Origin of the sequence: Pseudomonas sp. WS 5021 (assembly GCF_012985535.1) — a bacterium.
Lineage (GTDB): Bacteria > Pseudomonadota > Gammaproteobacteria > Pseudomonadales > Pseudomonadaceae > Aquipseudomonas.
This window is the reverse complement of the sequence record NZ_JAAQWP010000007.1, coordinates 435398-446809: the sequence shown is the minus strand read 5'-3', so window position 1 is coordinate 446809 and position 11412 is coordinate 435398. Positions and strand designations below refer to the sequence as shown.

Genomic DNA, 11412 nt, shown 5'->3' with positions numbered 1-11412 from the left:
CTCCCACCTCCTCAGGTGTTGAACTTCAGAGCGGCGGCACTCGCCACTCGATCGGCGTCTCGCCGTTCTGCTCAAGAAACTTGTTCGTCCGGCTGAAATGCCCACACCCCAAAAACCCGCGATAAGCCGATAACGGTGACGGATGCACCGAGGTCAGCACCAGGTGTTTGGTCGCATCGATCAGCTTCTGCTTGCCTTGGGCATGGGCGCCCCACAGCAGGAACACCAGGTGCGGCTGATGCTCGCTGACCAACTCGATCACCCGGTCGGTGAAGAACTGCCAGCCCTTGCCCGCATGGGCGTTGGCATTCGCGCGCTCCACAGTCATGGTGGTGTTGAGCATCAATACACCCTGGTCGGCCCAGCTTTGCAGGCAGCCGTGGCTGGGGATGTCGATATTGAGGTCGCGCTTGAGCTCTTTATAGATATTGACCAGGGACGGCGGTGTCGGCACGCCCGGTTGTACCGAGAAGCACAGGCCATGGGCCTGGCCGGGGCCGTGGTACGGGTCCTGGCCGAGGATCACCACCTTGACCTTGTCCAACGGCGTGGAGTTGAGCGCATTGAAGATCAGCGGGCCCGGCGGGTAGATTTCCTTGCCCGCCGCATGTTCCTGGCGCAGGAACTCACGCAGCTCTGTCATGTACGGTTGCTCGAACTCTTCGCGCAGGGCGTGTTTCCAGCTCGGTTCGAGTTTGATACGGTCGTCGGCAGTCATCAGAAACACATCATGTAAAAAGAATGGGCGAACCCTAGGAAAGCCCACTCCACTTGTCAATTGATCTGACGCAGAACCGGCACTTTCCCCCGAAGGGATCATACTCAACGTTCAATTTACCGATTGAGGTCATGATGAATCTGCACTTCGAAGAGCTCACTGGCACAGACGGTGCCCGTATCGGCATCGCCAGCCTGGACGCGGAAAAGTCCCTCAATGCCCTCTCGCTCCCGATGATCCAGGCCCTCGGCGAACGCCTGGACAGTTGGGCGCGCAATCCGCAGATCGTCTGCGTGCTGCTGCGCGGCAACGGTGCCAAGGCGTTTTGCGCCGGCGGTGAAGTGCGCAGCCTGGCCCAGGCCTGCCGAGAGCACCCGGGTGAAGTGCCGGCGCTGGCCGCGCAGTTTTTTGCGGCCGAGTACCGCCTGGACTACCACCTGCACACCTACCCCAAGCCGCTGATTTGCTGGGGCCATGGCTATGTGCTGGGCGGGGGCATGGGGTTGCTGCAAAGCGCCGCTATCCGCATCGTCACCCCGAGCAGCCGCCTGGCCATGCCGGAAATCAGCATCGGCCTCTACCCGGATGTGGGCGCCAGTTGGTTCCTCTCGCGCCTGCCCGGCAAACTGGGGCTGTTCCTGGGCCTCACCGGCGCCCATATGAATGGGCGCGACGCCCTCGACCTGGGCCTGGCAGACCGTTTCCTGCTGGACGAACAACAGGGCGAAATGCTCGAAGGCCTGTTGCAATTGAACTGGCAGGAGCAGACCGCGATGCAGCTCAACAGCTTGTTCAAGGCCCTGGCCCAGGAAGCTGCCAGCCAGCAGCCAGAACCACAGTGGCTGCCGCGACGCCCACAGATCGACGAATGGCTGGATGTAGGCGACGTGCAGTGCGCCTGGCGCGCCTTGAGCCAACTGCGCGAGCATGCCGACCCGCTCTTCAGCCGGGCCGGCAAGACCTTGAGCGAGGGCTGCCCGCTGACCGCGCACCTGGTGTGGGAACAGATCCGACGGGCGCGGCACCTGTCCCTGTCAGAAGTTTTCCAGATGGAATACACCTTGAGCCTCAATTGCTGTCGGCATCCGGAATTCAGCGAGGGAGTACGGGCCCGCCTGATCGACAAGGATCAGCAGCCCCACTGGCATTGGCCGGATATCAAGCGCATTCCCGAGGCCGTGGTCGAGGCGCACTTTCACAAGGCCTGGGAAGGACGGCATCCGCTGGCAGATCTGTCGGATCGATGACATGTGGCGGCCAGCCACAAAAAACGGCGCATGACGCGCCGTTCCAAAGATAAGCGGATTACCTGTGCCCGCCACGGCCTCCTCCATGATCACCACCCCGGCCACCTCTATGCCCCTGGCCACCATTGCCCCGGTGGTCACCCCAACTCTGGCTGGGGTATGGCCGGTAACCCGGCCTTGGCCCGGCTTGATAGTAACGGGGGGCCGGCTGGTAATAGCGCGGCGCCGGGTAATAGCGGGGTGGCGGTGCGTAATAGCCCCGCCGGTACTGGTAGGACGGGCCACCGCCGTAGTAATAGACCGGCGCGGGCGCGGTATAGACTTCGGATCGATAGTAGCTGGAGCCTCCATCGTAATAAGGCACGCAGGCAGAAAGGGTCAAGCCGAGCACAGCGCTGAGGAGCAATCGACGATACATGGCGGCCTCCTGGACCGCGGAAGAGCACACACCAGCGACGCTGGGGGGCGCCACACAGCTTTTGCTGAATGACAGAAGATCAGACATCAAAAACCGAATCTGGTGCGACTTGGACATAGATTGATACATCTGTGGCGCAATAAACCGCCCAGGCCTGTATCGTGCCAGGGACACCGGGTTTCACCGGGATCTTGACTGAATTACGCCTGAACCGACCGATGACCACTCCCACACTTTGCCCCGCCTGCGGCGCCCGCAACGACTGCACCTTGGCCGACCCGCGCACCGCTGACCGTGCCTGCTGGTGCTACAGCGTCACCATCGACCCCAAGCTGCTCGAAGCCCTGGCGCCGGAACTGCGCAACACGGCCTGCCTGTGCCCGCGCTGTGCCCAGGTCGACGCCCAATTGCGCGGGGTCGAGCCCCGGTAATGCGTATCGACCGCTTCCTCAGTAACCTGCCCCGCTTCAATCGCCAGCAAGTGCGCCTGCTACTGGCAGAGCGCCGGATCAGCGTCGATGGGCAGCCGGTTGCCGACCCGCGCCAGGACGTTCGCGAGTTCAGCCGCGTGGAGTGTGATGGCCAGATCCTGCAAGCGGGCAAACCCGCACGTTATTTCATGCTGCACAAGCCGCCAGGGTGCGTGAGTGCCACTGTCGATCCACAGCACCCCACTGTCCTTGATCTGCTGGATGAGCCGGACCAGGGCGACCTGCATATCGCTGGCCGCCTGGACTTCAACACCACCGGGCTGATGCTGATCACCAATGATGGCCAGTGGTCCCGACGCCTGACACAGCCCCACACCAAGCTGCCCAAGGTCTACTACGTCGAGACCGAACAGGAGATTGGCCCGGAGTATGCCGCAACATTCCGCGCCGGCCTGTACTTCGCCTTCGAGGACCTGACCACCCAACCGGCCGACCTGCAAGTGCTGGGCCCCAAAAGCGCGCGCCTGAGCATCATTGAAGGGCGTTATCACCAGGTCAAGCGCATGTTCGGGCACTTCGACAACAAGGTGATACGCCTGCATCGCGAATGCATGGGGCCGCTGGTGCTGGATGAACGGCTCGCTCCCGGCCAGTATCGGCCGCTGAGCGACACGGAAATCTGCCAGATATGACCGTTCAGCCGGTGATAGCCCAAACTGCGGGGTGAAACTTGCGACCTGGCCCGCCTCCTGCTTGAATCAAAACGCCAGCCGCAATCTGACTGGCGAGTCACCCAACCTTCCAAGAAACACTGTGCCTGCCCACACCGCTTGACGTGCGGGCCATGGCAAGTTGCCCGCCATAACAACACCCGTCGGCCAGTTTCATCGGACCGACATGGGCCTCCTTTCAAGGCGTATGCCTACCTGTCACAAAGCTCGTGCAGAGTGATCTGCGCGCACCACCCGCTTGCCAGGAGTCTTACGACATGAGGCCAGAAATCGCTGTGCTGGATATACAGGGTCAGTATCGGGTTTACACGGAGTTCTATCGCGCGGACGCTGCTCAAAAGACCATCATCCTGGTCAACGGCTCCATGGCCACCACTGCGTCTTTCGCCCAGACCGTGAAAAGCCTGTACCCGCAATTTAATGTGGTTTTGTACGATCAGCCCTACGCCGGTCGCTCCAAAGCCCACAACCGCCATGAGCAAATGCTGACGAAGGACATTGAAGGCCAGATCCTCCTGGAACTCATCGACCACTTCGCCGCCGAGCATGTGCTGTCGTTTTCCTGGGGCGGCGTCGCCACCCTCGTCGCCTTGTCCCAGCGCCCTCGCCGCGTGGAAAAAGCCGTGATCAGCTCGTTCTCGCCGCTGATCAACGCGCCGATGCGCGACTACCTGGAACGTGGCGTCGACTACCTCGGCAACCTCGACCGCCACAGCGTCGGCAACCTGGTCAACAGCACCATCGGCAAACACCTGCCGCCGCTGTTCAAGCGCTTCAACTATCGGCACGTCAGCACCCTGGCCGAGCACGAGTACGGGCAGATGCACTATCACATCAGCCAGGTACTCAACAGCGACCGCCAGTGCTACCTCAAGGCTGCACGGCAGATCGACATTCCAGTGCTGTTCTTGAACGGCGAGTGGGATGAATACACCAGCGCCGAAGACGCCAAACTGTTCGGGCAACATGTGGCCAAAAGCAGCTTCGGCACCATCCAGGCCACCGGGCACTTCCTGGACATGGAGCACAAGGCCGCGTGCAACGACAGCCGGCAGGCATTGATGGGCTTTTTGAAACCGGAACAGTCGGTGAATCGACTGCGGTATCACCAGGGCCAGGCCCTGCATGCACTTGCGATTTGAATGCGACCTGGGTGGGCACGACTGCCCAGGGTTGTCTGAACATTTCGGCTGACGCTCGCAACTTGCACATTTTTCAAAGAAAAACTTCAAATCGCCGCGCAGTTCTGGTACAAAGTCAGCCGCTCTGAGCGGGTATAGTTTAGTGGCAAAACGAAAGCTTCCCAAGCTTTAGTTGAGGGTTCGATTCCCTCTACCCGCTCCACTCAATTGCCCTCCTCCACCTGCTTCGCCGGGGTTGGGGATGAAGAAAAAACCGGCCCATGTGGCCGGTTTTTTTATGCCTGGAATTTGCCAGTAAAACCCGCCCCCCCCCTCCTGCAGCCTTGTCCCGCGCTCATACACTGCTTGCTTGCAGCACCTGCCGGCGCAGAAGCTCAACATCACGCTGCCTGGCTATTTGCTCAACCGAATTGACGGGTACGTACTGCATCCCCCGGAAGAAAAAAGCCGCTCGGGGTTCCTCGCGTCGCCAGCGTTGAAGTTACTGTAACAACAGCGGTGACACCGCCGAATTTGACCGCAAGAAACGTAGTTCACCCACCCGCGATGAGCGCTAAAGTGCAGGCCTGTCCGCTAAATGATCCGCGCAACAAGGAGCCCACTCATGCCGTGTGAATACAAACTGATGCCCTCCCCCGTCGGCCAACTGACCCTGGTTGCCCGCAACGGCAAGCTCGCCGCCATCCTGTGGGAAACCGAGCGCGCCAACCGTGTGCGCCTGGGCGAACTGGTAGAGGTCAACCACAGCCCGGTGCTGCTGGAGGCCGAGCGACAGTTGAACGAGTATTTTGCCGGCACCCGCGACCGCTTCGAGCTGGAACTGGACTTTGACGGCACCGAGTTCCAGAAAAAAGTCTGGAGCGCACTGTTGACCATTCCTTTCGGTGAGACCCGCAGCTACAGCCAGATCGCTACGCAGATCGGCAACCCCAAGGCCGTGCGCGCGGTCGGTGCGGCGAACGGGCGCAATCCGATTTCGATCGTCGCGCCCTGCCATCGGGTGATCGGTGCTTCGGGCGGGCTGACCGGGTTTGCCGGCGGGCTTGAAGCCAAGCAGTATTTGCTGACCCTCGAGGATGGCGAGGCTACAAGGTCGTTGTTCTGACAGCCACCAAGCGCTAGGGCTGATCAGCCTTGGAATCCTTCAACTGCACCGAGGATTTGCTGCCGTCGGTGTTGTCTTGGGTTTCATTGTTAGAACTGTCGAAACAGCCTTGCAACAACACCAGGCAGCAGGCCAGGCAGAGAGTACGAGAGAGGCTCATGATCACGCTTCCATTTTGACGGGGTGATGAAATAGTGACCGGCCTACACCAGCAGGGTTCGATGCCTGCGCCTCGAACCTGCCCAACGGTTGCACAGCCCCGTCAAATTCATGCAGGTCAGCAATTGTAAAAAGAAATTTCAGCGTGCCGCCACGGTCAGTACTTCATCAGCACCTAACTGGAGCATCACCATGAAGTTCTCGACCCTTTCCCAATCCCTTGCCCGCTGGGCAGGCAGCGCCCGTACCTTCTTTGCGGCAGTGGTGTTGATTGTGCTGTGGGGCGTCAGCGGCCCTTGGTTTCACTACAACGACACATGGCAATTGGTGGTCAACACGTCCACCACCATCATCACCTTCCTGATGGTGTTCCTGATCCAGAACACCCAGAACCGTGACAGCGACATGTTGCATATCAAGATTGATGAGTTGCTGCGGGTGACCAAGGATGCACAGAACGCGGTACTGAGCCTCGATGGCCTGGACTTCAAAGCCCTGGAAAAACTGCGCAGCGAATACCGTTCTCTGGGCGAGCGCCAAACCGTCAGCCTCGGCGGCGACAGCACAGCAGCGGCCCCAGGCGACTCAGTCAAGACCGACCTGAACCAGGCATAAAAAACGGCGGTTGGATCAGCTCCAACCGCCGCTTGCATGACCAGGCCCGCGATCAACCGTCGCCGTTACGGCTCTTGCCATAGGATGAAGCCAGCGCCCGGGCTTTTTCCAGGCGGGTTTCCAGCTTGGGCAGGGTTTCGTCAACCAATGCCTTTATTTCGGGGATGTCCGACGCCGCGCCCTCCTGCTTGAACAGCGCGATTGCATCTTCGTTGGCCTTGACCTGCTGGGCTGTGTAGGCGGCGTCGAAGGAATCGCCATCGGTCAGTTCAGGCATCAGGGTTTCGGCCTTGTCGACGATCTGGTCGCGAGGTGCCACTGGCAGGTCGAGTTTTTTCGCAATGGCCGCCAAATGTTGATTGGCCAGGGTGCGTTCGTTGATGACCTCGATGGTGTAGTCCTTGATCTCCTGGGACGAGGTCTTGGCGTGGGCCATGCGGCTGGTTTCGATATCGGCCATGCCCTTGGCCGAGGCCTGTTCGATGAATTCGGCGGGGCCTTGGGCGAAAGCATTGCTGGCGCCGAGGCCCAGCAGCATCGCGAAAGTGGCGGTGCGTAACCGGATAGCCATGCGGCTCATGGTGGGTTCCTCCAGGTAATAAAGACATGCCGGGGAACGAGCCCCGCCCTGAATCTGAATTTTCAGGGATGCAAAGGTTTAGAAAAAACTTGCTGGTGCGACGAACGGTCGTCGCTGATCAGGAGGTTTTACTGCCCAGCAAGCCCGGCAATGCGTGGGCCAGGGCATTGATCGCAAAACCGATGAACATCACGCCGCACAGCTTGGTGATCAGCACTTCATGGCGCTGATACACCGTGCGCACCTGCCGCGCGCCCACGACGCCGATCAGGATCCCGTAAGCCAGCAGGCCACCGAAAAAGCTCAGGACAATCAACCACGGCAACATGCCCCAGGTCAGCAACTCGGCCCGGCTCGACAGCAACGCGGTGAACGTGGCCACGGCCACCGGGTACGCCTTGGGGTTGGTCAGGCCAAACAAAATGCCGTGCCAGAACGGATGGCGCGCCGCGCCCTGGGCAGCCTCGCCGCTGCGGCTGCGGGTTCGAATCGCCCGAATGCCCAGCCAAAACAGATACAGGGCGCTGAGCACACCCAACACATCAAACGCACTGCTGCCGATTTCCCGGGCGCCGACAATCGCCACCAACGCGGTGCTACACCACACCACATCACCCAACAGGTGCCCGCACAAAAATCCCGCGCCGGCCCGACGCCCGCGTGCCGCCCCAATGCCAAATACCGCCAGCACCCCGGGCCCCGGCGTGATGCCATAAATAAAGCCCGAGGCGATGACGGCAAACAGCAATGATGAAGTCATGGGTAACACGCTCAGATAAATAAGAGGGGCGCGTCGATTGTGCACAATCCATCCGGCACTGCAATGCTAGGCCGCGCGTTTGGCCAACACGTCTTGCACTTGGGCGATCAACCACTGCAAGGCGCCATCCCCGCCACGGCGTTTATGCCAGGCCAAGACAAAACCGAAGGACGGGATATGGAACGGCGGCGGCACCACCAGCAAGTGCCGGGAGTCGATGTTCAGCAGCCCCTGGGAAGACACGGTGAGGATCAGGTCAGTGCCCTGGATCAACTGCGGTGCGATGCCCCAGTGGGGCAGGCTGATTGCCACGTGGCGTCGTTCACGGATCGCGGTCAGTGCCCGTTCGATTTCCGGAGTGCCGCTACCGCGCATTTCCAGCAGCACATGGGGCCGCGCGAGGTAAGTGGGCAAGTCGAGCACACCGCCTGCGGGCAAGCTGTCGCGGTCGACCAGGCAGGCGTAGTGCTCCTCGAACAACGGCGTGCTGCGCAGCTCGGCGGGCAGGTCGGGAAATACCCCGGCCGCGAGGTCGATCTCACCACTGAGCACCCCTTCCTGCATGCCTTCGCGACTGGCGTGGGTGATGGCCAGGTCAATCCCCGGCGCCTGCTCGCGCAGCGCCCGTGCCAGCCCGGGTAACAGCAGCGCCGCGCCGTAATCGGACATGGCCAGGCGAAACGTACGCCTGGCCGACGCCGGGTCGAAGCGGTTCGGCGCCAGCAACGACTGGACCTGGGCCAGCGCATCGGCCAGCGGCGCCGCCAGCTCCAATGCGCGGGCGGTGGCGACCAGGCCGCCACCCTGGCGCACCAGCAATGGGTCGCCCAGCAGATCCCGCAACCGCGCCAGCGCGTGGCTGACCGCCGGCTGGCTCAGATGCAGGCGCTCGGCGGCGCGGGTGACGTGCTGCTCGCTGAGCAGGGCGTCCAGGATCACCAGCAGGTTGAGGTCGATGCGGCGCAAATCATTCATGGCATGCATGTTAAGCATAAGAACTTGGAATTTAAATCTGCGCGACGAATACCGTACAGTCCAGTAAAACCTTTGGGAGATTGATCATGACCACGTTGCATTGGCTGGGCTTGTTGCTGTTGGCGGTGATTGCCGGGGCGGTGGTGCCGTTTCAAAGCGCGATCAATGCCAACCTCGGGCGCGGCCTCGGGCATCCGTTGTGGGCGACCCTGGCCTCGCTGCTGGTGAGTATCCTGGTGCTGTTGCCAGTGATCCTGGCGCTACGCCTGCCGCTGCCAAGCCTCGGTTTTATCAGCAAGGCGCCGCTGTGGATGTGGACCGGAGGCGCATTCGGTGTGTGTTTTATCTCCCTGGCCCTGGTCCTTTTGCCCAAACTCGGGGCATCGGGATTTATCGCCCTGGCCATGACCGGGCAAATCCTCGCCTCGTTGTTACTCGATCACTTTGGCTTGTTTGGCCTGGTGGAACGACAACTGACCGCGCCGCGCCTGCTCGGCGTGCTGATGCTGATCGGTGGGGTGGCGTTGATTCAGTTCAGCACCGCGCCCGCCAAGGCCCTGGCCGCTGCGGGCTGAGCCACAGCCATCACCGCCCCTCGGCGGCCAGGCGATGGATGTCGGCAGGCTCGATCACCGGTTGCGGTGCGCCATGGCGGACCACACTGAGCATCGCCCGGCCCACGGTCTCGGTACTCACCACCCAGGCCGGCCGCACGCGACGCACCAGTGACAGCAGCGGCCCGATCAGGTTGTAGATCGTCTGGTACAGCGCGGTTTTCGAGCGCACGCCATGCAGCGGCTGGATGATCCCCGGCCGGAACACATACACCGCTTTGAACGGCAGGCGCAGCAAGGCATTCTCGGTCTTGCCCTTGACCCGCGCCCACATCACCTTGCCCTGCTCGGAACTGTCGGTGCCGGCACCGGACACATACACAAAGGTCATCTGCCGATTGAGCCGCGCCAGGGTGCTGGCAGCGACCAGGGTCAGGTCATAGGTCTGGCGGGTGTAAGTGGCTTCATCCATGCCCACCGACGATGCCCCCAGGCAAAACAGGCAGGCATCAAAACCTTGCAGCAGATGCTCCAGGGGTTGGAAGTCGAACATATCGGCATGCAACACCTGGTGCAGCTTGCCATGCTCCTGAGTCAACGCCGTGCGCCCTACGGCCACTACTTCCTGCACATCAGCGGCCAGCAGACACTCACGCAACACGCCCTGGCCGACCATGCCGGTGGCGCCGAATAGCAGAACTCTCATAGGGGGCCTCAGTGGCGAGCTTCAAGTTAAGCGCTGTAAGAGGTGCTCAGGTTAACAGCTTGTCGCTTGAAGCTTGCTACTTGCCGCTGCCCCGCTCAAAACGCGCTACGGAAAATCTCCTCGATCTGGCGCTGATCCGCCCGCCGTGGGTTGGTCAGGCCGCACGCGTCCTTGAGGGCGTTGGTCGCCAGCAACGGGATATCTTGCAGCTTGGCGCCCAGCTCGCGCAGGCCGGCGGGGATGTCGACGTCCTGGGACAGGCAGCGGATCGCCGCGATGGCCGCTTGCGCGCCCTCTTCGAAGGTGGCGTGTTTGTCGGTCACGCCCAGGGCGCGGCCAACGTCACTCAGGCGTGCCGCGCTGACGCTGGCGTTGAAGCTTTGCACGTGAGGCAACAGCACCGCGTTACACACGCCGTGGGGCAGGTCGTAGAGGCCGCCCAACTGGTGAGCCATGGCGTGGACAAAACCCAGGGAGGCGTTGTTGAAGGCCATGCCGGCGAGAAATTGCGCGTAGGCCATGTTTTCCCGGGCGGCCATATCGCTGCCGTCGCGCACGGCCAGGCGCAGGTTGGCGCTGATCAGCTCGATGGCCTTGATCGCGCAGGCGTCGGTGATCGGGTTGGCCGCCGTGGACACATAGGCTTCGATGGCGTGGGTCAGCGCGTCCATGCCGGTGGCGGCGGTCAGGCCCTTGGGCATGGCGACCATCAGCGCCGGGTCGTTGACCGACAGCAGCGGCGTGACGTTGCGGTCGACGATGGCCATTTTCACGTGGCGGGTTTCGTCGGTGATGATGCAAAAACGCGTCATTTCGCTGGCGGTGCCGGCGGTGGTGTTGATCGCGACCAAAGGCAGCTGCGGCTTGCTCGACTGGTCGACCCCTTCGTAGTCGCCGATATGCCCGCCATTGGTGGCACACAGGGCAATGCCCTTGGCGCAGTCATGGGGCGAACCACCACCCAACGACACCACGAAATCGCAGGCACTTTGCTGCAGCAACGCCAGGCCGTTCTCGACGTTCTCCACGTTGGGGTTGGGTTTGGCGCCGTCGTAAATCACCGAATCGATGTCCTGCATTGCCAGCTTCTCGGCAATCATGCTGGCCACGCCCGCCTTGGCCAGGCCGGCGTCGGTGACAATCAGCGCCTTGCGAAAGCCGTAGTTGCGGATCGCGCTCATGGCTTCGTCGAGGCAGTCGATGCCCATGATGTTGACGGCGGGAATGAAGAACGTGCTGCTCATGATGAACCCTCGGGGATACGTTGATGC

General features: G+C 61.6%; 15 protein-coding genes, 1 tRNA gene and 1 pseudogene. 9 read left to right on the top strand and 8 right to left on the bottom strand.

Annotated features, from left to right (window positions below):
* Nucleotides 1–25: 25 nt before the first annotated feature.
* Nucleotides 26–721: a uracil-DNA glycosylase gene (gene ung, locus HBO19_RS23070; RefSeq protein WP_170042872.1), complete on the bottom strand. Its 696-nt coding sequence runs from the start codon at nucleotides 719–721 to the stop codon at nucleotides 26–28.
* A 131-nt stretch (nucleotides 722–852) separates the two neighbouring features.
* On the opposite strand from ung, the gene HBO19_RS23065 reads away from it, so the two are divergent.
* Nucleotides 853–1965: an enoyl-CoA hydratase/isomerase family protein gene (locus HBO19_RS23065; protein WP_169956745.1), complete on the top strand. Its 1113-nt coding sequence runs from the start codon at nucleotides 853–855 to the stop codon at nucleotides 1963–1965.
* Nucleotides 1966–2023: 58 nt separating this feature from the next.
* Here HBO19_RS23065 and HBO19_RS23060 read toward each other — a convergent pair whose 3' ends face one another.
* Nucleotides 2024–2383, bottom strand: coding sequence for a hypothetical protein (locus tag HBO19_RS23060; protein WP_170058375.1), 360 nt, complete (start codon nucleotides 2381–2383; stop codon nucleotides 2024–2026).
* A 218-nt stretch (nucleotides 2384–2601) separates the two neighbouring features.
* Between HBO19_RS23060 and HBO19_RS23055 the strand changes: the two genes are divergently transcribed.
* The 6 genes and pseudogenes from HBO19_RS23055 to HBO19_RS23030 all read left to right on the top strand — a co-directional run bounded on the left by HBO19_RS23055 (nucleotide 2602) and on the right by HBO19_RS23030 (nucleotide 5792).
* Nucleotides 2602–2814 (top strand): cysteine-rich CWC family protein, encoded by a 213-nt coding sequence (locus HBO19_RS23055; protein WP_169956749.1) that lies wholly within the window; start codon nucleotides 2602–2604, stop codon nucleotides 2812–2814.
* Nucleotides 2814–3506: a pseudouridine synthase gene (locus HBO19_RS23050; RefSeq protein WP_170058374.1), complete on the top strand. Its 693-nt coding sequence runs from the start codon at nucleotides 2814–2816 to the stop codon at nucleotides 3504–3506. The genes HBO19_RS23055 and HBO19_RS23050 overlap by 1 nt, the downstream gene beginning before the upstream one ends.
* A gap of 296 nt (nucleotides 3507–3802) precedes the next feature.
* Nucleotides 3803–4687 carry an alpha/beta hydrolase gene (locus tag HBO19_RS23045; RefSeq protein ID WP_169956754.1) on the top strand — a complete coding sequence of 295 codons (885 nt, stop codon included), beginning with the start codon at nucleotides 3803–3805 and terminating at the stop codon, nucleotides 4685–4687.
* Between the two features lie 128 nt (nucleotides 4688–4815).
* Nucleotides 4816–4889 (top strand) — tRNA-Gly (locus HBO19_RS23040).
* A 162-nt stretch (nucleotides 4890–5051) separates the two neighbouring features.
* Nucleotides 5052–5177 (top strand): annotated as a pseudogene (locus HBO19_RS23035) (type II toxin-antitoxin system HicB family antitoxin); the annotation flags it as partial.
* A gap of 114 nt (nucleotides 5178–5291) precedes the next feature.
* Nucleotides 5292–5792, top strand: a complete 501-nt coding sequence (locus tag HBO19_RS23030) for a methylated-DNA--[protein]-cysteine S-methyltransferase (protein WP_169956756.1) — start codon at nucleotides 5292–5294, stop codon at nucleotides 5790–5792.
* A gap of 13 nt (nucleotides 5793–5805) precedes the next feature.
* Here the strand turns inward: HBO19_RS23030 and HBO19_RS23025 are convergent, their stop codons facing one another.
* Entirely contained in the window at nucleotides 5806–5952 is a 147-nt protein-coding gene (locus tag HBO19_RS23025) for a hypothetical protein (RefSeq protein ID WP_169956758.1), read from the bottom strand.
* 191 nt (nucleotides 5953–6143) lie between these two features.
* Between HBO19_RS23025 and HBO19_RS23020 the strand changes: the two genes are divergently transcribed.
* Entirely contained in the window at nucleotides 6144–6566 is a 423-nt protein-coding gene (locus tag HBO19_RS23020) for a low affinity iron permease family protein (protein ID WP_170058373.1), read from the top strand.
* Nucleotides 6567–6618: 52 nt separating this feature from the next.
* On the opposite strand, the gene HBO19_RS23015 is transcribed toward HBO19_RS23020, so the two are convergent.
* The 3 genes from HBO19_RS23015 to HBO19_RS23005 form a co-directional block, all read right to left on the bottom strand.
* Nucleotides 6619–7146 carry a DUF4142 domain-containing protein gene (locus HBO19_RS23015; protein ID WP_169956762.1) on the bottom strand — a complete coding sequence of 176 codons (528 nt, stop codon included), beginning with the start codon at nucleotides 7144–7146 and terminating at the stop codon, nucleotides 6619–6621.
* 118 nt (nucleotides 7147–7264) lie between these two features.
* The gene (locus HBO19_RS23010) at nucleotides 7265–7906 is read right to left on the bottom strand and encodes a LysE family translocator (RefSeq protein WP_170058372.1); all 642 of its coding nucleotides are present in this window, start codon (nucleotides 7904–7906) and stop codon (nucleotides 7265–7267) included.
* Between the two features lie 66 nt (nucleotides 7907–7972).
* Nucleotides 7973–8899, bottom strand: coding sequence for a LysR family transcriptional regulator (locus HBO19_RS23005; protein ID WP_170058371.1), 927 nt, complete (start codon nucleotides 8897–8899; stop codon nucleotides 7973–7975).
* Between the two features lie 68 nt (nucleotides 8900–8967).
* Between HBO19_RS23005 and HBO19_RS23000 the strand changes: the two genes are divergently transcribed.
* Nucleotides 8968–9456, top strand: coding sequence for a DMT family transporter (locus HBO19_RS23000; protein ID WP_169956768.1), 489 nt, complete (start codon nucleotides 8968–8970; stop codon nucleotides 9454–9456).
* Nucleotides 9457–9466: 10 nt separating this feature from the next.
* On the opposite strand, the gene HBO19_RS22995 is transcribed toward HBO19_RS23000, so the two are convergent.
* Nucleotides 9467–10141: an NAD(P)H-binding protein gene (locus HBO19_RS22995; RefSeq protein ID WP_170058370.1), complete on the bottom strand. Its 675-nt coding sequence runs from the start codon at nucleotides 10139–10141 to the stop codon at nucleotides 9467–9469.
* Between the two features lie 95 nt (nucleotides 10142–10236).
* Nucleotides 10237–11385 (bottom strand): L-threonine dehydrogenase, encoded by a 1149-nt coding sequence (yiaY, locus tag HBO19_RS22990; protein WP_170058369.1) that lies wholly within the window; start codon nucleotides 11383–11385, stop codon nucleotides 10237–10239.
* Nucleotides 11386–11412: the final 27 nt, after the last annotated feature.

Excerpts from the sequence above, each read along its gene's own strand:
- HBO19_RS23015 (WP_169956762.1), bottom strand. The coding sequence starts at position 7,146 with ATGAGCCGCATGGCTATCCGGTTACGCACCGCCACTTTCGCGATGCTG.
- HBO19_RS23005 (WP_170058371.1), bottom strand. The coding sequence starts at position 8,899 with ATGCTTAACATGCATGCCATGAATGATTTGCGCCGCATCGACCTCAAC.
- HBO19_RS23000 (WP_169956768.1), top strand. The coding sequence starts at position 8,968 with ATGACCACGTTGCATTGGCTGGGCTTGTTGCTGTTGGCGGTGATTGCC.
- HBO19_RS22995 (WP_170058370.1), bottom strand. The coding sequence starts at position 10,141 with ATGAGAGTTCTGCTATTCGGCGCCACCGGCATGGTCGGCCAGGGCGTG.
- HBO19_RS23045 (WP_169956754.1), top strand. The coding sequence starts at position 3,803 with ATGAGGCCAGAAATCGCTGTGCTGGATATACAGGGTCAGTATCGGGTT.
- HBO19_RS23055 (WP_169956749.1), top strand. The coding sequence starts at position 2,602 with ATGACCACTCCCACACTTTGCCCCGCCTGCGGCGCCCGCAACGACTGC.
- HBO19_RS23025 (WP_169956758.1), bottom strand. The coding sequence starts at position 5,952 with ATGAGCCTCTCTCGTACTCTCTGCCTGGCCTGCTGCCTGGTGTTGTTG.
- HBO19_RS23060 (WP_170058375.1), bottom strand. The coding sequence starts at position 2,383 with ATGTATCGTCGATTGCTCCTCAGCGCTGTGCTCGGCTTGACCCTTTCT.
- HBO19_RS23065 (WP_169956745.1), top strand. The coding sequence starts at position 853 with ATGAATCTGCACTTCGAAGAGCTCACTGGCACAGACGGTGCCCGTATC.
- HBO19_RS23010 (WP_170058372.1), bottom strand. The coding sequence starts at position 7,906 with ATGACTTCATCATTGCTGTTTGCCGTCATCGCCTCGGGCTTTATTTAT.
- yiaY (WP_170058369.1), bottom strand. The coding sequence starts at position 11,385 with ATGAGCAGCACGTTCTTCATTCCCGCCGTCAACATCATGGGCATCGAC.
- HBO19_RS23030 (WP_169956756.1), top strand. The coding sequence starts at position 5,292 with ATGCCGTGTGAATACAAACTGATGCCCTCCCCCGTCGGCCAACTGACC.
- HBO19_RS23020 (WP_170058373.1), top strand. The coding sequence starts at position 6,144 with ATGAAGTTCTCGACCCTTTCCCAATCCCTTGCCCGCTGGGCAGGCAGC.
- HBO19_RS23050 (WP_170058374.1), top strand. The coding sequence starts at position 2,814 with ATGCGTATCGACCGCTTCCTCAGTAACCTGCCCCGCTTCAATCGCCAG.